At 64.3% G+C, this 21,176-nt stretch carries 15 protein-coding genes; 9 read left to right on the top strand and 6 right to left on the bottom strand.

Translation table 11 applies throughout. From position 1 onward, the window contains the following. Window positions 1-40: 40 nt before the first annotated feature. On the bottom strand, window positions 41-901 hold the full coding sequence (locus MRBLMA1_RS09460; protein ID WP_363736357.1) for a p-hydroxycinnamoyl CoA hydratase/lyase: 861 nt from the start codon (window positions 899-901) through the stop codon (window positions 41-43). A gap of 44 nt (window positions 902-945) precedes the next feature. Continuing rightward, window positions 946-2,397, bottom strand: coding sequence for an aldehyde dehydrogenase (locus MRBLMA1_RS09455; RefSeq protein ID WP_363736356.1), 1,452 nt, complete (start codon window positions 2,395-2,397; stop codon window positions 946-948). A 74-nt stretch (window positions 2,398-2,471) separates the two neighbouring features. On the opposite strand from MRBLMA1_RS09455, the gene MRBLMA1_RS09450 reads away from it, so the two are divergent. Then, on the top strand, window positions 2,472-2,930 hold the full coding sequence (locus tag MRBLMA1_RS09450; protein ID WP_363736355.1) for a MarR family winged helix-turn-helix transcriptional regulator: 459 nt from the start codon (window positions 2,472-2,474) through the stop codon (window positions 2,928-2,930). Between the two features lie 84 nt (window positions 2,931-3,014). Here the strand turns inward: MRBLMA1_RS09450 and hppD are convergent, their stop codons facing one another. After that, on the bottom strand, window positions 3,015-4,106 hold the full coding sequence (gene hppD / locus MRBLMA1_RS09445; protein WP_363736353.1) for a 4-hydroxyphenylpyruvate dioxygenase: 1,092 nt from the start codon (window positions 4,104-4,106) through the stop codon (window positions 3,015-3,017). A gap of 121 nt (window positions 4,107-4,227) precedes the next feature. After that, window positions 4,228-5,088 carry a phenylalanine 4-monooxygenase gene (gene phhA / locus MRBLMA1_RS09440; protein WP_363736889.1) on the bottom strand — a complete coding sequence of 287 codons (861 nt, stop codon included), beginning with the start codon at window positions 5,086-5,088 and terminating at the stop codon, window positions 4,228-4,230. 400 nt (window positions 5,089-5,488) lie between these two features. Here phhA and MRBLMA1_RS09435 point away from each other — a divergent pair, with 400 nt between their 5' ends. Further along, the gene (locus MRBLMA1_RS09435; RefSeq protein ID WP_133651376.1) at window positions 5,489-5,902 is read left to right on the top strand and encodes a MarR family winged helix-turn-helix transcriptional regulator; all 414 of its coding nucleotides are present in this window, start codon (window positions 5,489-5,491) and stop codon (window positions 5,900-5,902) included. A 123-nt stretch (window positions 5,903-6,025) separates the two neighbouring features. Here the strand turns inward: MRBLMA1_RS09435 and MRBLMA1_RS09430 are convergent, their stop codons facing one another. Together MRBLMA1_RS09430 and MRBLMA1_RS09425 are read right to left on the bottom strand one after the other, a co-directional pair. Beyond that, window positions 6,026-7,069, bottom strand: coding sequence for a LacI family DNA-binding transcriptional regulator (locus MRBLMA1_RS09430; protein ID WP_133651375.1), 1,044 nt, complete (start codon window positions 7,067-7,069; stop codon window positions 6,026-6,028). Window positions 7,070-7,109: 40 nt separating this feature from the next. Beyond that, complete coding sequence (locus MRBLMA1_RS09425) at window positions 7,110-9,242, bottom strand: alpha-glucuronidase family glycosyl hydrolase (RefSeq protein WP_363736352.1); 2,133 nt, start codon at window positions 9,240-9,242, stop codon at window positions 7,110-7,112. 154 nt (window positions 9,243-9,396) lie between these two features. Between MRBLMA1_RS09425 and MRBLMA1_RS09420 the strand changes: the two genes are divergently transcribed. The 7 genes from MRBLMA1_RS09420 to MRBLMA1_RS09390 are packed head-to-tail and all read left to right on the top strand — an operon-like array spanning window position 9,397 to window position 21,162. After that, window positions 9,397-11,772: a glycoside hydrolase family 3 N-terminal domain-containing protein gene (locus MRBLMA1_RS09420; RefSeq protein WP_414714763.1), complete on the top strand. Its 2,376-nt coding sequence runs from the start codon at window positions 9,397-9,399 to the stop codon at window positions 11,770-11,772. Next, window positions 11,769-14,141, top strand: a complete 2,373-nt coding sequence (locus MRBLMA1_RS09415; RefSeq protein ID WP_363736351.1) for a glycoside hydrolase family 3 N-terminal domain-containing protein — start codon at window positions 11,769-11,771, stop codon at window positions 14,139-14,141. The genes MRBLMA1_RS09420 and MRBLMA1_RS09415 overlap by 4 nt, the downstream gene beginning before the upstream one ends. 14 nt (window positions 14,142-14,155) lie before the next feature. Continuing rightward, window positions 14,156-15,367 carry a D-mannonate dehydratase ManD gene (gene manD, locus MRBLMA1_RS09410; RefSeq protein WP_363736349.1) on the top strand — a complete coding sequence of 404 codons (1,212 nt, stop codon included), beginning with the start codon at window positions 14,156-14,158 and terminating at the stop codon, window positions 15,365-15,367. An 8-nt stretch (window positions 15,368-15,375) separates the two neighbouring features. Beyond that, complete coding sequence (locus MRBLMA1_RS09405; protein ID WP_363736347.1) at window positions 15,376-16,650, top strand: MFS transporter; 1,275 nt, start codon at window positions 15,376-15,378, stop codon at window positions 16,648-16,650. Further along, window positions 16,647-18,059 (top strand): glucuronate isomerase, encoded by a 1,413-nt coding sequence (gene uxaC / locus MRBLMA1_RS09400; RefSeq protein ID WP_363736346.1) that lies wholly within the window; start codon window positions 16,647-16,649, stop codon window positions 18,057-18,059. Before MRBLMA1_RS09405 ends, uxaC begins: the two co-directional genes overlap by 4 nt. After that, window positions 18,056-19,528, top strand: a complete 1,473-nt coding sequence (locus MRBLMA1_RS09395; RefSeq protein ID WP_363736344.1) for a mannitol dehydrogenase family protein — start codon at window positions 18,056-18,058, stop codon at window positions 19,526-19,528. Before uxaC ends, MRBLMA1_RS09395 begins: the two co-directional genes overlap by 4 nt. Then, window positions 19,525-21,162: a DUF5597 domain-containing protein gene (locus MRBLMA1_RS09390; RefSeq protein ID WP_363736342.1), complete on the top strand. Its 1,638-nt coding sequence runs from the start codon at window positions 19,525-19,527 to the stop codon at window positions 21,160-21,162. Before MRBLMA1_RS09395 ends, MRBLMA1_RS09390 begins: the two co-directional genes overlap by 4 nt. The last annotated feature ends 14 nt before the right edge of the window (window positions 21,163-21,176 follow it).

Below are 21,176 nucleotides of genomic sequence, written 5' to 3'. Positions count from 1 at the left end.
TGTCAGGACGGGCCGCGGGGCGGGGCGGCCCGATCGGTCGTCAGGCGCTCTGCCTCGACTTGTCATAGGCGCCCAGGCCCGGCTTGTAGCTCTTTTCGTCGATGAACTGCTTGATGCCTTCCTTGCGGCCTTCATTATCGTAGCTGTTGGCGGCCTCCTGCGCGCGGACCAGATAATCCTCGGCATTGTCATAGGTCATCTCGCGGACCCGGCGAATGGCATCCTTGGTCGCCTTCAGGGCCACCGGATTCTTGGTCAGCAGCACATTGGCGACCTGGGTGACGCGATCCTTCAACTGCGCGAGCGGCAGCGCTTCATTGACGAAGCCCCATTCGGCGGCCTTCTTGCCATCGACATTCTCGCCCATCAGCGAATGGTACATGGCATTGCGGAAATTGGTCAGCTCCGTGGCGACCTTGGCCGCGCCGCCGCCAGGCAGGATGCCCCAGTTGATTTCGGAAAGCCCGAACTGTGCCTCCTCGGCCGCAAAGGCCAGGTCGCAGGCAAAAAGCGGACCATAGCCGCCGCCGAAGCACCAGCCATTCACCATGGCGATGGTCGGCTTCTGATACCAGCGCAGCCGCCGCCACCAGCCATAGCTTTCCCGCTGTGCGTTGCGCGTGCCGGCCAGGCCATGTGCTTCGGTTTCGCGGAAATATTCCTTGAGGTCCATGCCCGCCGACCAGGCCGATCCTTCCCCGGAGAGGACAAGGACGCCGACATCGGCCCGAAACTCCAATTCGTCCAGGACGCGCATCATCTGGCGATTGAGGCGCGGCGACATGCAGTTGCGCTTGTCGGGTCGATTGAAGCTGACCCAGGCGATGCCGTTCTCGACCGTGAAGGCGACGGTTTCAAGCTCGGACTGTTCGACATTGTCGACATGCAGGATGTTGGTCATGGGAAAATCTCCGACAAAATCAGGAAAGATCGGTTCGGCCAAATTCAGATGGGATAATGGCCGGGCTGGGTCTCCATCGTGATCCAGCGCAATTCGGTGAAGCTGTCGATGCCGGCCTTGCCGCCAAACTTGCCATAGCCCGATGCCTTGACCCCGCCGAAGGGCATCTGGGCCTCGTCATGGACGGTCGGGCCGTTGACATGGCAGATGCCCGACTGGATCTGGCGCGCGACCTTCAGCCCGCGCGCGGTGTCGCGCGTGAAGACGGAGGCGGACAGGCCATATTCGCTGTCGTTGGCCAGCTCGATCGCATGCGCCTCGTCGCGGGCGCGAACGATGCCCACGACTGGGCCGAAGCTCTCCTCGCGAAACAGCTTCATGTTCGGGGTCACGTAATCGATGACATGGGCGGGCATCAGGACGCCGTTCGCGTCGCCGCCGTTGAGCTGCTTCGCGCCGGACGCGACCGCATCCTCGATCAGCGAGCGCACATGCGCGACCGTTTTGGTGTCGACCACCGCGCCCAGCGGCGTTTGGCCCAGGCGCGGGTCGCCAACCGCCATGGTGCTTGCTTTCGCCCGGAACTTTTCCGCAAAGGCATCGGCAACGGCATCGACGACGATGATCCGCTCGGTCGACATGCAGATCTGGCCCTGGTTCATGAAGGCGCCGAAGGCCGCCGCCTTCACGGCTTCGTCAAGATCCGCGTCCTCCAGCACGATCAGCGGCGCCTTGCCGCCCAGTTCGAGCAGGACCGGCTTCAGATGTTCGGCGCAGCGGCGCGCAATGATCCTGCCCACCGCGGTGGAGCCGGTGAAATTGACGCGACGCACCGCAGGATGGTCGATCATCGCTCCCACCACGTCCGCGGCGTCCTGCGGCGCATTGGTGATGAGGTTGACGATGCCGTCGCCAAGTCCCGCCTCGACAAAGGCCTGGATGATGAGGCCGTGCGTGCGCGGGCATTGTTCGGACGCCTTGAGCACCACCGTGTTGCCGCAGGCGAGCGGCACGGCGATCGCGCGGGTGGCCAGGATGATGGGAGCGTTCCAGGGCGCCATGGACAGCACCACGCCTGCCGCTTCGCGGACGGCCATGGCGATGCATCCGGGCTTGTCCGATGGAATGACCTCACCGCCGATCTGTGTGGTGAGGCTGGCGGCCTCCCGCACCATGGCGCTGGAAAGGGCGATGTTGAAACGCGCCCAGCCTTCGGTCGCGCCAATTTCCTCCATCATCGCATCGACAAAGTCGCCAGCCCTTGCGTCGAGCGCATCGGCCGCCTTCATCAGTGCGGCGCGGCGGGCGTTGGGGCCAAGCGCGGACCAGGCCGGAAACGCCGCCTTGGCCGCTTCCACGGCGGCGATGGCGTCATCCACGGTGGCCGCAGCGGCGCGGGTGGCGATGTCACCGGTCACGGGATTTGCGCGGTCGAAGGTGGACATGGCGGCACGCGATTCGCCGCCAATAACCAAGAGAATTTCCGATGCAGGCATATCCTGGCTCCTCATTATTGTTATGTAACATAGCAATATTGATTGTTCTGGGCAATAGCACTATTTCGAAGGTCATGGAAAAGCCGATCGCCGCCAAAACCCTGCAGGATCCCGTCGTTTCGCGGCTGGGCTATCTGTTGCGCCGGGCATCTTCCGCGATGATGACGGATCTTGGCGGCGCGCTGGCGGAGGTCGGGCTGCGGCCGGTGGAAGGCACGATCCTGATTCTGGTCGGCGCCAATCCGGGGTGCATCCAGATCGAACTGGGACGGATGCTGGGGATCAAGCGCGCCAATATGGTGCCTCTCGTATCGGGGCTCGCAGGGCGCGGCTATCTTGAAAAGACGCCGGTCGACGGACGGTCTCTGGCCTTGACGCTGACGGAGGCGGGGGAGGCGATGCGTCGGCAGGTCGAACAGATCATGGACGCGCACGAAGCGCGCTTTGCGCGATCACTGGCGGGGCAGGATCAGGCGGCGCTGCGCACGGCGCTTCTGACGATCGCGCAGGCCGGGCAGGATGATATGGCCTGACCGGTCGTCCTGCCCGCGATGACGCCAGTTGACTGGCACCATCGCCGATCAACAGCCAGGGCTACGCCGGAAACGGCCGGGCGCTCATTCCACTTGATCGACATGGAGCGCGCCCCGCTGCAACTGGTCCCGCTCGATGCTCTGGAACAGCGCGGTGAAATTGCCCTCGCCAAAGCCCTCGTCCTTCTTGCGCTGGATGAATTCGAAGAAGACAGGGCCGATCTGCGGTTGCGCAAAGATCTGGAGCAGGAGGCGGGGGTCGCCGTCCTGCGTCGATCCGTCGAGCAGGATGCCGCGCGCCTGCAACTCGCCCACCGGCTCGCCATGGCCGGGCAGTCGCTCTTCCAGCATCTCGTAATAGGTGGCGGGCGGCGCGGCCATCAGCGGCACGCCCAGCGCCTTGAGCCTGTCCCAGGCAGCGATCAGGTCGTCGCACAGCAGCGCGATGTGCTGGATGCCCTCGCCATTATAGGCGCGCAGGAACTCCTCAATCTGGCCGCCGCCCGCCTTGCCTTCCTCGTTCAGGGGGATGCGGATCTTGCCATCGGGCGCGGTCATCGCCTTGCTGGTCAGGCCGGTATATTCGCCCTTGATGTCGAAATAGCGGATCTCGCGAAAGCCGAATACGCGCTCGTAGAAGCTGGCCCAATGGGCCATGCGGCCGCCATAGACATTGTGGGTGAGGTGATCGATGATCCTGAAGCCCGCTCCTTCGGGGTGACGTTCCACGCCCGGCTCATAGACAAAGTCGATGTCGTAGATCGACAGGCCGCCATTCTCGTCCTCGTAGCGGTCGATGAGATAGATGATCGATCCCCCAATGCCGCGCACGGCGGGCAGGCGCAGTTCCATGGGGCCGGTGCGGACCTCCACCGGCTCCGCCCCGCGCGCGATGGCAAGGTCATATGCCTTGGCCGCATCCTTCACCCGCCAGCCCATGCCGCAGGCGGATGCGCCATGCTCCGCGGCGAAATAGGCGGCCGGGCTGCGCGGCTCGTAGTTCGCGATCAGGTTGATGCCGCCCTGGCGCCACAGTTGCACGTCCTTGGAGCGGTGACGGGCGATCAGGATGAAGCCCATGGCGGCGAAGACCGGCTCCAGCAGGCCCTTTTCGGGCGCGCTGAACTCCACGAACTCGAAGCCGTCGAGACCGATGGGGTTGTCGAACAGGCTCATATCTTCTTCCTCTCTGGTTCTGGTTGGCTGGCGATGCTATCGGTCACTGGGCTCAGGGCGGCCCTTCCGCGATCGCGTCACAGCCTTCCGCCGCGGTGCAGTGGAGAATGGCGGGGGGACGTCACGCGTTCGCCTTCCCGTGGGCATAGGCCTGCGTGCCCGCATGGAGGACCCGATCCGTCGGCAACAAGCAGCCTACGTCGATCGCTTCCTGATCGCGCAGGCGATCGTAGATCGGTCCCAGATCAGCGTCTCGCGTCTGCTGCAGCAGGTCTTCGAAGCTGTCGATCACGAAATAATTCTGCTGGTAATCGTCGATGCGGTACAGCGAGCGCATGACCCGTTCCAGGTCGAAACCGATGCGGTTGGGTGACGGATCATCGATGGCGAACAGGCTTTCTCCGTAGGACGACACGATACCTGCGCCATAAAGCTTGAGATCGCCGCCGTCCCGGATCAGTCCGAACTCGACCGTGTACCAGTAGAGCCGCGCAAGGGCATCGATCATGCCCAGCCTGGCGGCGCGCAACCCTCCCTCGCCATAGGCCTGCATATAATCGGCGAACACCGGATGCACGAGCAGCGGCACATGCCCGAACACGTCATGGAAGATGTCCGGTTCCTCCAGGTAATCCAGCTGCTCGGGCGTACGGATGAAGCGCCCCGCGACGAAGCGGCGGTTGGCGAGATGCTCGAAAAATATCTCGTCGGGAACGAGGCCCGGCACGGCGACGACCTGCCAGCCGGTTGCGCGGAACAGACGATCGTTGAGTTCGTCGAAATCAGGAATGCCCGGTTTCGACATGCGAAGTACGTCAAGGCCTTCCATGAAGGCAGGTATGACCCTGGTCGGCAGCATATTGGCCTGGCGGGCAAACAGCCGGTCCCACATCGCATGTTCGGCCGCGCTATAGGACGCCCAGTCCTGGGGGACGGTCCAGTCGGCTGCCGCTCCGGGCGGCGGTGCATCCATATGTGCCATGCCGAGATAATAGCAGCATTGCGTGAAAATCCGTTTCAATTTTCCAGTTAAATTGCGAAAAGGTGAAATAGATTCATCATATTTTACGGATTTACGAAATAATTTCTGTCAACGGTATCCACGACCTGCCGCTCGCAGTATTTTCCAACAGGACGATGACGTTGCGGCGGTCAGTGGTTGTTATGATATTGGAGTATATCAATCTCCTCACCGGATATTTGCTGCCCTCGTGGATCATCGCGTCGCGGCGGATGAGCCCACTCCACATCAACCGGACAGCGGCCGGCGGAAGAAACCGCGTGATTGCGACGATACGGGCTTTCCGAATCGGGCGAATCCTTCTTTGGTGCAGGATGCGGCGCGATCAGGTCGCCACGCGATATATGAAGATGAAGGGTTCATGGAAGCAGACGGCGCCATATTGAAGGATGAGGATTATGCGGCGCTGGCGGAATTCCGTTTCGCCTTGCGGCAGTTTCAGGCGTTCAGCAGCGACCGGGCGGCCCAGATGGGGCTTACCCCGCAGCAGCATCAGGCTTTGCTCGCGCTGCGGGCCGCTCCTGCGGAGGATGCCACTGTCGGTTATGTAGCGCGGCGCCTGTTGTTGAAACCCCATAGCGCGACCGGACTGGTGGATCGGCTGGAAAAGCTGGGATTGGTGACGCGCCATGCCAGCGCCACCGACCGGCGGCGATCGCAACTGCGTTTGACGCCGGATGCGTTGGACTTGCTGGCGAAGCTGTCCGCCACGCATCGGGACGAGATCCGCCGGCTGCGCCCCTTGCTCAACCAGTTGCTGGCGCGCTTTGCATAGAGCAGTGCATTGCCGTGTTCGATCGGGCAACTGACGGCGAAGCCGCCGCAGGATCATGCGACAGTCATTTGCGCGCTGCCGTAAGCGCGCGAGCACCGGGAAGCAGTGCCCTCAAGGCCCCCGTCAAGGTCCCCGTCGGTGATGCAGGCGCGGAACCGCGTCGGACTGGCGGCGGATCAGGCTGCAGTTCAGTTGCGCCAATCCCTTGACGTCCAACTCGTCTCCGCCCTTCATCGCTTCGGCCAGCAGCGTCATGGCGGCGCGACTCATATCGCGGATCGGCTGGCGAATGGTGGTGAGCGTGGGCCAGATCGCGGCGGCAAGCGGCGTGTCATCGAAACCGCAGACGGTCAGATCGGCCGGCACGTTGATCTGCCGCTGATGCGCGATGGTGATGGTCGCGGCCGCCATATCGTCATTGCAGGCGAAGATGGCCGTCGGCGGCGTCTCCAGGCTGAGCAGATGCGCTGCCGCTTCCAGCCCGGAGCGGTAGCTGAAATCACCTTCGACGATATAGTCCTCTTCGACCGGCAGGCCCTGTGCCGTCATCGCGGCGCGAAAGCCTTCCAGCCGCCGCGCGCTGGAACGATGCTGGGGATTGCCCTGGATGAAGGCGATGCGCCGGTGCCCCAGGTCAATCAGATGCCGCGTCATCTCGCCTGCGGCCTGCCGGTCGTCGATCGCGACCACCATCATGCCACGGCTTTCGTCCGGCGCGATCGCGACCCATGGAATGCCGTGCCGGGAGAGCGCCTGCGCCAGTTCGTCCCAGTCGCACAAAGGCGGGGGCACGATGACGCCGGATACGCGGGCTTGCAGGATCTGGGCGATGATATCTTCCACGGCGGCGCCGGTTTCGCATAGTTCGACCACCAGATGGAGATGATGCTTCGCGGCCTCGTCCAGCCCACCCAGCAGCAGTTCGCCCAGATAGGCCGAAGTGGTGGTGTTGCGGTAAAGAAGGGCTACCCGCCGATCCTCTCCGCCTGCCAGCGCCCGCGCGGAGGCATTGGGTGCATAATTCAGGTCCGCGATCGCCTTTTCCACCCGGGCGCGGGTTTGGGGGCTGACCCAGCTCTGCTTGTTGGCGACGCGCGACACGGTCATCACCGACACGCCGGCTCGCGCAGCGACTTCCCGGATTGTCGGCGGCTTTCGTTCGTTCATGATCGCTCACCGCTTAGCCTTTGTGGCCATTGAATGCCAGTCATGGATTGCCCGGCGCGTAGGGAAAGTTGAGCGACTTATACCAATTCAGATCATGGTCCGGCGCCGCCGCGTCAGCGGGCAGTGGACGTTTGGATATGGACTGGAAATAGGCGATGCTGGCGTCGCGCCACCATTTCGCCTCACGATGCTGGATGCCCAGGAATGTCCGGGTCTGGGCGAAGCGTTCCGCGTCGATGAAGGGGCGCAGGCTGTCCCATGTCCTGCGCATGGCCGCGACATAGGCCACGCCTGCATCATAATGATGGATGAGACCGTTCCACAGTGTCTCGCCCGATTTCAGCTTCGCGTCCCAACCGACATGATGGAACCAGAGGAGGTCGCGTTCCGGCGTCGTTTTCGGGTTTGCCAGCATCTTCGCGACCGGCGGCGCATATTGGGCGACGGCATTGCTGCCGGTCTTCGTCCGGTCAAAGCCGATCCCGCCGGCGTCCGCCTTGTGATAATAGACCGGGTTCCATTCGGGCCGCGCCAGGTCCGAAATCCAGGGCGCAGGGCCGTAATGATGGCCAGTGCCCATGACATGGGCGAGGCCAAGCGGCGTCATGTAATCGACCGCCGCCTCACGCGATCCCATCATCATTGCAACGACAGGATCGAGCAGCCTGGCGTCGGTCGAGAAGGTCTGCGCCGCCCATTCGCGGGCGATCGCCTCCGCCGGGAGATCGGGATTCCAGGCGAGGCGACCGAAGGCATACCAGTCCGCCTGGTTGAAGATCGATCCGCTCCAGTCGCGGTCGGCGCCGATATTGGCGACACCGGCAATGCCGGTCAGCTTGTGGCCCTCCAGCGATCCGTCAATCACCCTTGCCACCGTCGATCCCTTGCCACGGGCGAAGGTGTCGCTCTTCAGCGTCTCCTCGAACAGGGGGCCAAGATAGGTGAGATGGGTCGATTGGCCGAGATATTCCTTGGTGATCTGGAATTCCATCATCAGCGGCGTTCGGGGCATCGCCCCGAACAGCGGATGGAATGGCTCGCGCGGCTGGAAGTCGATCGCGCCATTCTTCACCTGCACCAGCACATTGTCGGCGAACCGGCCGTCCAGCGGCTTGAAGTCGTCATAGGCCTGTTTCGCTCGGTCGTCCGGATTGTCATGCGCGTAGACGAAAGCGCGCCACATCACGATCCCGCCATGCGGCTTCACGGCGGCGGCCAGCATGTTCGCGCCGTCGGCATGGGTGCGCCCGTAATCCTGGGGTCCGGGCTGTCCTTCGCTGTTCGCCTTCACCAGGAAGCCGCCAAAATCGGGGATGGCCCTGTAGATTTCGTCGGCCTTCGCCTTCCACCAGGCGGCAACGGCGGGATCAAGCGGGTCGGCGGTCTTCAGGCCGGAAAGCTCCATCGGGGCTGTCCATTTCACCGACAGATAGACCTTGATGCCATAGGGCCTGAACACGTCCGCCAATGCCGCCGCCTTGGCGATATAGGGTGCCGTCAGGCTGTCCGACCTGGCGTTCACATTGTTGAGCACCGTGCCGTTGATGCCGATCGAGGCGTTGGCGCGGGCGTAGTCGGTGTATCGCGGCCCCTTCCAGTCGGGCAGGCGCCACCAGTCCCAGATGGATTGTCCGGCATAGCCGCGCTCCACCGTGCCATCCAGATTGTCCCAATGGTTGAGCAGCCGCAGCTTCATGCGCGGGGCACTGCGGATGTCCAGCCGATCGAGCGAGGCGCCGGTTTCCGCCAGCCGCAAATAGGCATAGGCGCCATAGAGCAGGCCCGCATCGCCATTGGCCGCGATCAGGGTTACCCGCTGGCCGTCCACGGCGATGCTGCGGATTGCATAACCCTCCTCGCCCAGCCCATCGAGCTTAATCGGCAGATCAGGCGCTGACGCTGGCGTGGCGAGCCAGATCGCGCCGGCCCTCGGTCCATCGACGAGCAGCGGCGCCGTACCACTTGCAGCGGAAAGGCCGCGCAGCAGTTCATCCCGCGCGGCGATCGCCGTCGCGCTGCGGCCGGGCGCGACAACGGCCGTTGCGTGACGCGCCAGTTCGCCGTCGTCTGCCACCTTTGCGTGACGCAACCATAGATCATAGCCGTCCTCCGCCAGTGCCGGCGTGGTCATCAGGGCGGTTGCCACCGTCCAACAAAACAGGCGCGCGATCATGGCTCCCCTTCCTCTCCTGCGTCACGGCCGCATCGAAGGCCATTGACAGGTTCCTATTGCATGAGCAATGTTACCGTTATCAGTTTTAATCCGGCCAGTTCCAATCCGGCAAGCGAAAAGCGCGGCCTTGGCGAAAAAGGGGGGAGAGGTGTTCGTGATCCGGTCCTGTACGCTGTCATGCGCGGTTTCGGCGGCAGCCCTGGCCTTTGCCGCGCCCGTTGCGTCCGCCGCGGCGGCGCCCGCATCCGCGACCTCCAGGCCGCTCTACAAGGATGCGAGCGCTCCCATCGAATCGCGGATCGATGATCTGCTGGCGCGCATGACGCTGGACGAAAAAATCGCGCAGATCACGGCGGTATGGACCGACAAGGTCAAGATATTCGACGACCGGCTGCAACTTGATCCGCCGAAGCTGGCGCAGGTCTATCCTCATGGTATCGGGCAGTTCACCCGCCCTTCGGACGCCAAGGGCGCCTTCTCCCCTCGAGAAGTGCCCGGCCGCGATCCACGCCAGACCGTGGCGCTGGTCAACGCGCTGCAACGCTGGGCGACGACGCAGACGCGGCTGGGCATTCCGATCCTTTTCCATGAGGAAGGTCTGCACGGCTATGCGGCTGTTGGCGCTACCAGCTTTCCGCAGTCCATCGCGATGGCCTCGTCCTGGGACCCGGACATGCTGCGCGAGGTGAATGCGGTCATCGCCCGCGAAATCCGTTCGCGCGGTGTCAGCCTCGTCCTTTCGCCGGTGGTCGACATCGCCCGCGATCCGCGTTGGGGGCGGATCGAGGAAACCTATGGCGAAGACCCCTATCTGGTCGGAGAGATGGGCGTGGCCGCCGTGGAGGGCCTGCAGGGCAAGGGCCATGCGCGCCTGCTGCTGCCGGGCAAGGTGTTCGCGACGCTCAAGCATCTGACGGGCCATGGCCAGCCCGAAAGCGGCACCAATGTCGGTCCGGCGCCGGTTTCCGAACGCGAACTGCGGGAGAATTTCTTTCCGCCCTTCGAACAGGTGGTGAAACGCACTGGGATCGAGGCGGTGATGGCCAGCTATAATGAGATAGACGGCGTGCCCTCGCATGCCAATCACTGGCTGCTGCATGATGTGCTGCGCGGTGAATGGGGCTTCAGGGGCGCGGTGGTCAGCGACTATTCGGCGATCGACCAGTTGATGAGCATCCACCATATCGCCGGCAATCTGGAGCAGGCGGCGGGGCGTGCTTTGGAGGCGGGCGTGGACGCGGACCTGCCCGATGGCCTGTCCTATGCGACGCTCGGCAAGCTGGTCCGCGAGGGCAAGGTCAGCGAGGCACAGGTCGATCAGGCGGTACGGCATATGCTGGAACTGAAGTTCCGCGCTGGCCTGTTCGAAAATCCTTATGCGGACGCTGCTGCCTCGGAAAAGATCACGAACAACCCCGAAGCCCGCGCCCTGGCGCTGAAGGCGGCGCAGCGATCGATCACCCTGCTCAAGAATGACGGCATGTTGCCGCTGAAGCCCCAAGGCGCCATCGCCGTGATCGGGCCGAGCGCCGCCGTGGCGCGTCTGGGCGGCTATTATGGCCAGCCGCCGCACAAGGTTTCGATCCTCGACGGCATAAAGGCCAAGGTCGGCGCCAAGGCGAAGATCGTCTTCGCGCAGGGCGTCAAGATCACCGAAAATGACGACTGGTGGGAGGATAAGGTCACGAAATCCGACCCCGCCGAAAATCGCCGGCTGATTGCCGAGGCCGTTGAGGCAGCGCGCAATGTCGACCGCATCGTGCTGACGCTGGGCGATACGGAGCAATCGAGCCGCGAAGGCTGGGCGGACAATCATCTGGGCGACCGGTCCAGCCTCGATCTCGTGGGCGAACAGCAGGAACTGTTCGATGCGCTCAAGGCGCTGGGCAAGCCGATCACCGTGGTCCTGATCAACGGCCGCCCTGCCTCCACCGTCAGGGTGTCGGAACAGGCGAACGCGATTCTCGAAGGCTGGTATCTGGGCGAGCAGGGCGGCAATGCCGTGGCGGATGTGTTGTTCGGCGACGTCAATCCGGGCGGCAAGCTGCCGGTGACCATCCCGCGCTCGGTCGGGCAATTGCCGATATTCTACAATGTGAAGCCGAGCGCGCGGCGCGGCTATCTGTTCGACACCACCGACCCACTTTATCCCTTCGGCTTCGGCCTCAGCTATACGAGCTTCGACCTGTCCGCGCCGCGCCTGTCGCCCGCGAAGATCGGCGTGGGCGGAACGACCAGCGTGTCGGTCGACGTGCGCAACAGTGGCCAGCGCGAAGGCGATGAGGTCGTGCAGCTCTACATCCGCGACAAGGTCAGTTCCGTCACCCGGCCGATCAAGGAGCTGAAGGGCTTTCGGCGCGTGACGCTGAAGCCCGGAGAGGTCCGCACCGTCACCTTCACGGTCGGGCCGGAAGCGCTGCAGATGTGGAATGATCATATGGACCGCGTGGTCGAGCCGGGCGATTTCGAGATCATGACCGGCAACAGTTCGGTCGCACTGAAATCGGCAACGCTGACGGTGGCGCCATGAGGGACTTTGCGCGTCGCCAGGCGTTGGGCCTGTTCGCCTCGACATCGCTGATGGCGGCGGCACCCGCTGCCGCTAGGGGGAAGGCGGGACCGCTCTACAAGGATGCCTCCGCCCCCATCGACCTGCGCGTCAGGGACCTGCTGGCGCGCATGACGCTGGAGGAGAAAGTCGGCCAGATCATCGCGCTTTGGGCGACCAAGGCCGACATCATGGACGATCTGACCTTCTCGCCCGCCAAGGCGAGCAGGGCCTATCCTGACGGTTTCGGCCAGATCACCCGCCCGTCGGACCGGCGTGGCGCGCCCAACGGATCGACCCAGGCAGGCGGCGTCGGTGCGCGCTGGCGCACGCCTGCGGATACGGTCGCCTTCATCACCGCTGTCCAGAAATGGGCGATGGAGGAAACGCGGCTGGGCATCCCAGTGCTGTTCCATGAGGAATCGCTGCATGGGCTTATGGCGACGGATGCGACCATGTTCCCCATGGCGATCGGGCTCGCGGGCAGTTTCGACCGCCAGTTGATGGAGGATGTCCAGTCCGTCATCGCCCGGGAGGTCCGGGCGCGCGGTGTCCATCTGGCGCTTTCCCCGGTGGTGGACATCGCCCGCGATCCGCGCTGGGGCCGCATCGAGGAAAGCTTTGGTGAAGATCCCTATCTCTGTGGCGAGATGGGCGTGGCCGCGGTGCGCGGCCTTCAGGGCGAAGGCAGGCAGATCGGCCCCGACAAGGTCATGGCGACGCTCAAGCACATGACCGGCCATGGCCAGCCCCAGGGAGGCGAGAATATCGCGCCCGCGCCGATTTCCGAGCGGGAGCTGCGCGAGAATTTCTTTCCACCTTTCCGCGCCGTGGTGAAGCGCACGGGCATCGCCGCCGTCATGCCGTCCTATAACGAGATAGACGGCGTGCCCTCGCATCAGAACCGCTGGCTGCTGAACGACATATTGCGCGGCGAATGGCATTTCGACGGCGCGGTGGTCAGCGATTATGGAGCCGTCCACGAACTGGACAGCATTCATCATGTCCAGCCCGATCCGGAGGCGGCGGCACGCGCCGCGCTGCGGGCGGGCGTCGATTGCGAGCTGCCCGATGGCCAGACCTACCGGACGCTCGTCGAACAGGTCCGGGCGGGCAAAGTGCCGCTTGAGGCGGTCGATCTGGCCTGCACCCGGATGCTGACGCTCAAGTTCCGTGCGGGCCTGTTCGAAAATCCCTGGCCGCGCAAGGATCATGAGCGGCTGATCGGCAATGCGCAGGCGCGCGCCCTGGCGTTGAAGGCTGCGCATCGTTCGATCGTGCTGCTAAGCAATGACGGCACGCTGCCCCTTACCCCCGGCGCGCATGGCAGGGTGGCGGTGATCGGTCCCAATGCCGCTGTCGCGCGACTGGGCGGTTACAGCAGCATTCCGCGCCAGACCGTCTCCCTGCTGGAAGGCGTGCGGGCAAAGCTCAAGGGCAAGGCGGAGGTCGTCCACGCCCAGGGCGTCTTCATCACCCGGAATGAGGATCGCTCGGTGGACGAGGTGCTGCTGGCCGATCCGGGGCGGAACCGCGAACTGATCGCGCAGGCGGTCGAGCTTGCGAAAACGGCGGACATCATCCTTCTGGCTATCGGCGACACGGAACAGACCAGTCGGGAAGGCTTTGCGAAGAACCATCTGGGCGATCGTACGAGCCTGGACCTGCTGGGCGAGCAGAACGATCTTTTCGCGGCCTTGAAGGCGACGGGCAAGCCGGTGGTGGTATGCGCCATCAACGGCCGCCCGCCCAGCTATGCCGCGGTGGCGGAGGGCGCCAATGCGCTGCTGGAATGCTGGTATCCGGGGCAGGAGGGCGGCACGGCCATGGCCGACATATTGTTCGGGGACGTCAATCCCGGCGCGAAGCTGCCCGTGACGGTGGCGCGCGACGCTGGGCAGATACCGATCTTCTACAACCGCAAGCCGTCGGCCCGGCGCGGCTATGTGTTCGAGGATATCTCGCCGCTTTTCCCCTTCGGCTTCGGCCTCAGCTACACCCGTTTCGAATTCGGCGCGCCCCGCCTGTCGCCGCCGCGCATCGGCACGGGTGGCGAGGTGACGGTGGAGGTCGATGTCCGCAATGCGGGGCAGAGGGCAGGGGATGAGGTCGTCCAGCTTTATGTCCGGGACCAGACCGCCAGCGTCACCCGGCCGATCAAGGAACTGAAGGGCTTCGAACGCATCACGCTGGCTCCCGGCGAAAGCCGCACCGTGCGCATGACGCTGACGCCCGCCGCATTCGCGCTCTGGAATCTCGACATGGAGGAGGTGGTCGAACCCGGCCTGTTCGACATCATGACCGGGCCGGACAGCGAGAATCTCCAGAAAATCACGCTCGAAATTATCTGAACAGGACCATTTCAATGCCCAAGATCATCGATGCCAAGGTCATCGTCACCTGCCCCGGCCGCAATTTCGTTACCCTCAAGATCATCACCGACGAAGGCGTATATGGCGTGGGCGACGCGACGCTCAACGGCCGCGAACTGGCGGTGGCAAGCTATCTGGCCGACCATGTCCTTCCCTGCCTGATCGGGCGGGACGCGCACCGGATCGAGGATATCTGGCAATATCTCTACAAGGGCGCCTATTGGCGGCGCGGCCCCGTCACCATGACCGCCATCGCGGCGGTCGACATGGCGCTGTGGGACATCAAGGGCAAGATTGCGGGTCTTCCGGTCTATCAGCTTCTGGGCGGGGCCAGCCGGGAAGGCGTGATGGTCTATGGCCATGCCAATGGCGCGACCATAGAGGATACCATCAACGCCGCGTTGGAATATCAGGCGCAGGGATACAAGGCGATCCGCCTGCAATGCGGCGTGCCGGGTATGGCATCGACCTATGGCGTGTCGAAGGACAAATATTTCTACGAACCCGCCGACGCCGATCTGCCGACCGAAAATGTCTGGAACACGTCCAGATATCTTCGCGTCGTGCCTGAACTCTTCAACGCAGCCCGCGAAGCGCTGGGCTGGGACGTGCACCTGCTGCACGACATCCACCATCGCCTGACACCCATAGAGGCGGGGCGTCTGGGCAGGGATCTGGAGCAATATCGTCCCTTCTGGCTGGAGGATGCGACGCCGGCGGAAAATCAGGAGGCTTTCCGGCTGATCCGCCAGCATACGACGGCGCCGCTTGCCGTGGGCGAAATCTTCAATTCGATCTGGGATGCCAAGGATCTGATCCAGAACCAGCTTATCGACTATATCCGCGCCACGGTGGTGCATGCGGGCGGCATCACGCATCTGCGCCGGATCGCCGCGCTGGCCGATCTCTATCAGGTCCGCACCGGTTGCCACGGCGCGACCGACCTGTCGCCGGTCTGCATGGCCGCCGCACTGCACTTCGACCTCAGCGTGCCCAATTTCGGCATTCAGGAATATATGCGGCACACGCCGGAAACCGATGCTGTCTTTCCCCATGCCTACACGTTCGAAAGCGGCATGATGCATCCGGGCGAGGCGCCGGGCCTGGGCGTCGACATCGACGAGGATATGGCCGCGAAGTACGAATATAAGCGCGCCTTCCTGCCGGTGAACCGGCTGGAAGACGGCACCATGTATAATTGGTGAATCTCATTATGCAGGCGCTCCCGAAACCTTCAGGAAAAGTCCGCTGGGTGGTCTGCGGCCTGCTCTTCGCGGCTGTGGTGCTCAGCTATGTCGACCGGCTGGTCCTGCCGACATTGAAGCCCGATCTTCAGGCCCGCTATGGCTGGAGCGAGAGTGGCTATGCCGACCTCGCCATCTGGTTCCAGGCGGGCTACGGCGTTTCCTATGTCTTCTTCGGGCGGCTGATCGACCGGATCGGGGCGCGGGCAGGCTATGCGCTGGCGGTCGGGCTTTGGACCGTCGGCCATGTCATGCACATCTTCTTCACCTCGACGGCGGGCATGCTGCTTGCGCGCATCCCGCTCGCCGTCGGGGAGGCGGGAACCTTCCCGGCCGCCATCGCCGCGACCAACGAATGGTTCCCCAGGAAGGAGCGCGCCTTCGCCATCGGCATCTTCAATGCCGGGTCCAATGTCGGCGCGATCCTGACGCCGCTGATCGTGCCGGTCATCGCCGTCACCATGGGCTGGCGCTGGGCCTTCATCCTGACCGGCCTGCTGACCGTGGTCTGGCTGGCAGCATGGCTCGGCTTCTATCGCCGCCCGCGGGAGAAGAAGGCCCTCTCGCCGGAAGAACTCGCCTGGATCGAGGCAGACCCCCAGGAGCCGCAGCGCCCGGTCAAGTGGCGCACCCTGTTCCGCCACCGCCAGACCTGGGCCTATATCGCCGCCCGCTTCCTGATCGATCCGGTGTGGTGGACCTTCCTCTTCTGGCTGCCGGACTTCTTCAACAAGCAATATGGCGTCAGGATGCTGGACTTCGGCCCGCCGCTGATCGCCGTCTATCTGCTGGCGGATGTCGGATCGGTCACGGGCGGCTGGTTGTCCTCTCGCCTGATCGGCCGGGGCATGAGCATCAACTGCGCACGCAAGACGGCGATGTTCTGCGCCGCGCTCTGCGCCCTTCCCATCGCCTTCGCCGCGCAGGCACCGGGCCTGTGGGTGGCGGTCGGCCTGATCGGCCTCGCCTGCGCCGGGCATCAGGGTTTTTCCGCCAATGTCTATGCCCTGCCCGGCGACCTCTTTCCGCGCTGGATGGCGGGATCGGTCGTCGGCCTCGGCGGCCTGTCGGGCGCCATCGGCGGCATGCTGATGGCGAAGTTCGCCGGCATGATCCTGGAAAGCGTCGGCAGCTTCCAGCCGATCTTCATCGTCGCGGCCTGCGCCTATCTGGTCGCGCTGCTGGTCGTCCACCTCATCGTGCCGCGCTACGCGCCAGTCACCCTATCGGAATCCCGTTCATGAAGCCGCTGAAGCTCCACCCCGACCGCCTTTTCCCTGCCGATCCGCGTACCCGCGACATTGCCCGCGCACTGCACGCCACGGTCAGGGATCTGCCCATCGTCAGCCCGCATGGCCATACCGATCCGCGCTGGTTCGCCTATGACGATCCCTTCGCCAACCCGTCCGAACTGCTGATCGTCCCGGATCATTATGTGTTCCGCATGCTGATGAGCCAGGGCGTGAAGCTGGAGGAGCTGGGCGTGCCGACCCGGGACGGCAGTCCCACCGAAACCGATCCGCGAACCATCTGGCACAGGTTCGCCGCCCATTATCACCTGTTCCGGGGCACCCCGTCCCGCATGTGGCTCGACTGGGTCTTCGCCGAAGTTTTCGGCATCGACGTCCGGCTGTCCCCGGACACAGCAGATCATTATTACGACATCATCGACGCGGCGCTGAAAACGCCCGACTTCCGTCCCCGCGCCCTCTTCGAGCGCTTCGATATAGAGGTCATCGCCACTACGGAAGGACCGCTGGACCCGCTCGATCACCATCGCGCGATCCGGGCGTCGGGCTGGGGCGGCAAGGTCGTCACCGCCTATCGGCCGGACCCGGTGATGGACCCGTCCGTGCGCGGCTTTGCCGACAATGTCCGTGCGTTCTGCGCCATGGCAGGGGAGGAGGCGGGGAGCTTCGCGGGCTATCTGCGCGCCCATGAAAAACGCCGCGCCGACTTTCGCGAGGCCGGCGCCACCTCAACCGACCATGGCCATCCCACGGCCTTCACCGCGCATCTGGGCAGGGCGGAGATCGAGGCGCTTTATGCCAGCGTCATGTCCGGTCCCGCCAGCGCCAGCGATGCCGAACTGTTCCGCGGCCACATGCTGGTGGAAATGGCGCGCATGTCGATCGAGGACGGCATGGTGATGCAGTTGCATCCCGGTGTGCACCGCAGCCATAATGCAGCCGTCCTGACACGTTTCGGCAGGGACAAGGGCGGTGACATCCCGGCGGCCGGCGAGTTCGTCCAGGCGCTCAAGCCCCTGCTTGACCTCTATGGCAATGATCCCCGGCTGACGCTGATCCTCTTCACGCTGGACGAGGATGTCTACTCCCGCGAACTCGCGCCGCTGGCGGGCCATTACCCTGCCTTGAGGCTCGGTCCGCCCTGGTGGTTCCATGACAGTCCGGAAGGGATGCGCCGCTTCCGCGAGCGCGCGACAGAGACGGCGGGCTTCTACAACACGGTCGGTTTCAACGACGACACCCGTGCCTTCCTGTCGATCCCGGCGCGGCACGACATGGCGCGCCGGATGGACTGTGCCTGGCTGGCGCGGCTGGTGGCCGAACACCGGCTGGAGGAGGATGAGGCGTTCGAACTGGCGCGTGCCTTGTCCTACGATCTGGTGAAGCAGGCCTACAGGCTGTGAGGCGGCTGTCCTCCGCGACGCTCGATGCGCTGCCCGATGATGTGATCCGGCCTGCCTATGATCGCGCTGCGGTCAGGGCCGGCGTCGTTCATCTGGGCATCGGCGCCTTTCACCGCGCGCATCAGGCGGCGGTGTTCGACGACGTGCTGAATGCCGGCGACCTGCGCTGGGGCATTGTCGCCGCGTCCTTGCGTTCGCCGCGGGTGCGCGACCAGATGGCGCCGCAGGACGGCCTCTACACCATGCTCGTGCGGGACGGCTCGTCCGAGCGCGCCCGGATCATCGGCGCAGTCCAGCGGGTCATCGTCGCGCCGGAGGAGCCTCTGGCGCTGCTGGATGCCCTCGCATCGCCTCACACGCATATCGTGACGCTGACCATTACGGAGAAGGGCTACAAGCTGGACCCCGCTACCGGCGAGTTGATCGAGCATGATCCGCAACTGGCGGCGGATCTGGCCTCGCTCACCCGGCCGCAGACGGCGCCGGGCTATCTGGTGGCGGCTCTGGCGAAGCGGAAGGCGTTGGGCCTGCCGCCCTTCACGGCGATCTCCTGCGACAACCTGCCGCATAACGGCCGAAGGCTGCGCAACGCCGTACTGGCGCTCGCGCACCGTCACGATGCCCCGCTGGCGGAGTGGATTGCGGAAGAAGGGGCCTTTCCAGAAACGATGGTCGACCGGATCGTGCCCGCCACCACGGCGGAGGATGTGGCCGCCCTCGCGGCACGTCTTGATGTGGCCGACCACGCTATGATCAAGACCGAACCCTTCACCCAATGGGTGATCGAGGATCGATTTTGCGGCCCGCGTCCGGAATTCGGAGCGGGGGTGCAACTCACGGCGGCCGTCGCCCCCTGGGAAGAGGCGAAGCTGCGCCTGCTGAATGGCGCGCATAGCGGCATTGCCTATCTGGGCGGCCTGGCCGGTATCGAGCATGTGCATGAGGTGCTGGCGCTGCCGGCGGCGCGTGCCTTCGTCGAGGCCCTATGGGACGAGGCGCAGACGACGCTGTCGCCGCCGCCCGAACTGAACATCGCCCTCTATCGCCGCGAGCTGATGGCCCGTTTCGACAATCCGACGCTGCGCCATCGCACGCGGCAGATCGCCATGGACGGATCGCAGAAGTTGCCCCAGCGCCTGCTCGCCCCGATCGCTGCGAGGCTGGCAACCGGGAAGGGGATAAAGGCGCTTTCGCTTGCCGTGGCGGCCTGGCTGCGTTGGCAGGCGGGACAGGATGATCTCGGCAATGCGCATGACGTCGACGATCCGCTTGCAGGCATGATCGCCGCCCGCCTGAAGGGTGCGGGCACGCCGGAGGAACGGGTCGCCGCGATCCTGCGCGTCGACGCTGTCGTTCCGCCCGCATTGGCGGAGAATGGGGCCTTCCGCATGGCGCTGACGCGCTGGCTCGCCATGCTCGAAACGCAGGGCGCGCTGGCCACGCTGGCGAGCTTTCAGGGAGAGATATGATGCAATGGGCGAAGATCGGCGCCGCCGTCGCCGCGCTTGCGATCGCAGCTGCGGCGCAGGCCGAACCGCCCCGGCTGGTCCGGCAGGGCAGCGCCACGCAGATCAGCGTGCAGGGCAAGCCGATGCTGCTGATCGCAGGCGAGCTGGGCAACAGCAGCGCGTCTAGCGCAGCCTATATGGCGCCGCACTGGAAGCGGCTGAAGGCCATGCACCTCAACACGGTACTGGCGCCAGTCTCCTGGGAACTGATCGAGCCGGAGGAGGGCAGATTCGACTTTTCCTCGGTGGATGCGCTGATCCGCGATGCGCGGGCCAATGATCTGAAGCTGGTAATCCTCTGGTTCGGCGCCTGGAAGAACAGCATGTCGACCTATGTGCCCGCCTGGGTGAAGCGCGACCAGGGCCGCTTTCCGCGCGCGCGGCTGCCCAATGGGCAGGGCGTCGAAATCCTCTCCGCCATGGCTCCTGCGACGCTGGAGGCCGATCAGAGAGCCTTCGCCGCGCTGATGGCGCATATCAAGGCGGTGGATGACAGGCAGAACACGGTCCTCATGGCCCAGTTGGAAAATGAGATCGGTATGCTGCCCGTTGCCCGCGACTATGGCGCATTGGCCGATGCGGCGTTCAAGGCGCCGGTGCCCGCCCAACTCACCACCTATTTGCAGCAGCATCGGGACGCTCTGGTCCCGCAGATGAAGCGCCTGTGGGAGGAACAGGGGAGCAGGACCAGCGGCACCTGGTCTGAAGTGTTTGGCCCAGGCCATGCGGCGGAGGAAATCTTCACCGCCTGGCACTATGCCCGCTTTGCCGATGCGCTGGCCCGTGCGGGCAAGGCCGTTTATCCGATGCCCCTCTATGTCAATGTGGCGCTCAACCGCCCTGGCCGCCTGCCCGGCGAATATCCGAGCGGCGGACCGCTGCCGCATCTGATCGACATCTGGAAGGCGGGGGCACCCGCGATAGATTTCCTGGCCCCGGACATTTATTTCCCGAACTTCGTCGACATCGTGAACATCTACAAGCGGCCCGACAATCCGCTGTTCGTCCCCGAAGCCAATAATGCCGACCATCCCCAGGTGCCGGGCAACGCCTTTTACGCCATAGGCAAGCTGGACGCGATCGGCTTTGGCCCCTTCTCCATCGAGTCGATCGACGAGAAGCCGGGCGCCTTGGGCGAAGCCTACGACCTGCTGGAACAGCTCAGCCCCCATATCCTGGCCGCGCAGGGCGTGGGTCGCATGTCGGCTTTTCGCCCGAAATCGCTCTATGACGAAACGCTGGTTCATGAGCCGGTTACGGAGACGATCGGCAATTACCGCTTCACCGTGGCCTTTGCCGATATCCAGAAGCCTGTCGCCACCCCTGATACCGGTAACGCAGCCGGCATCATCATCCAGACAGGGCCGGAAGACTATCTGATCGCCGGGCAGGGCATCACCGTCACCTTCGCTCCGGTGGGAGCAGGCCCGAGTCTCGCCGGGATCGACAGCGCCTGGGAAGGGCATTTTGATGCCCACGGCACCTGGATCGCAGGACGGTCGCTGAACGGCGACCAGACCCATCAGGGGCGTCATATCCAGCTTCCCACCGGCGATTTCCAGATCCAGAAGGTCCGCTTGTACCGTTACCAATAATCATGGCTCCGGTC

It is taken from the genome of Sphingobium sp. LMA1-1-1.1, assembly GCF_040676365.1.
Taxonomy (GTDB): domain Bacteria; phylum Pseudomonadota; class Alphaproteobacteria; order Sphingomonadales; family Sphingomonadaceae; genus Sphingobium.
The sequence above is the reverse complement of the archived record's forward strand: the minus strand, read 5'-3'. Positions and strand labels throughout refer to the sequence as shown.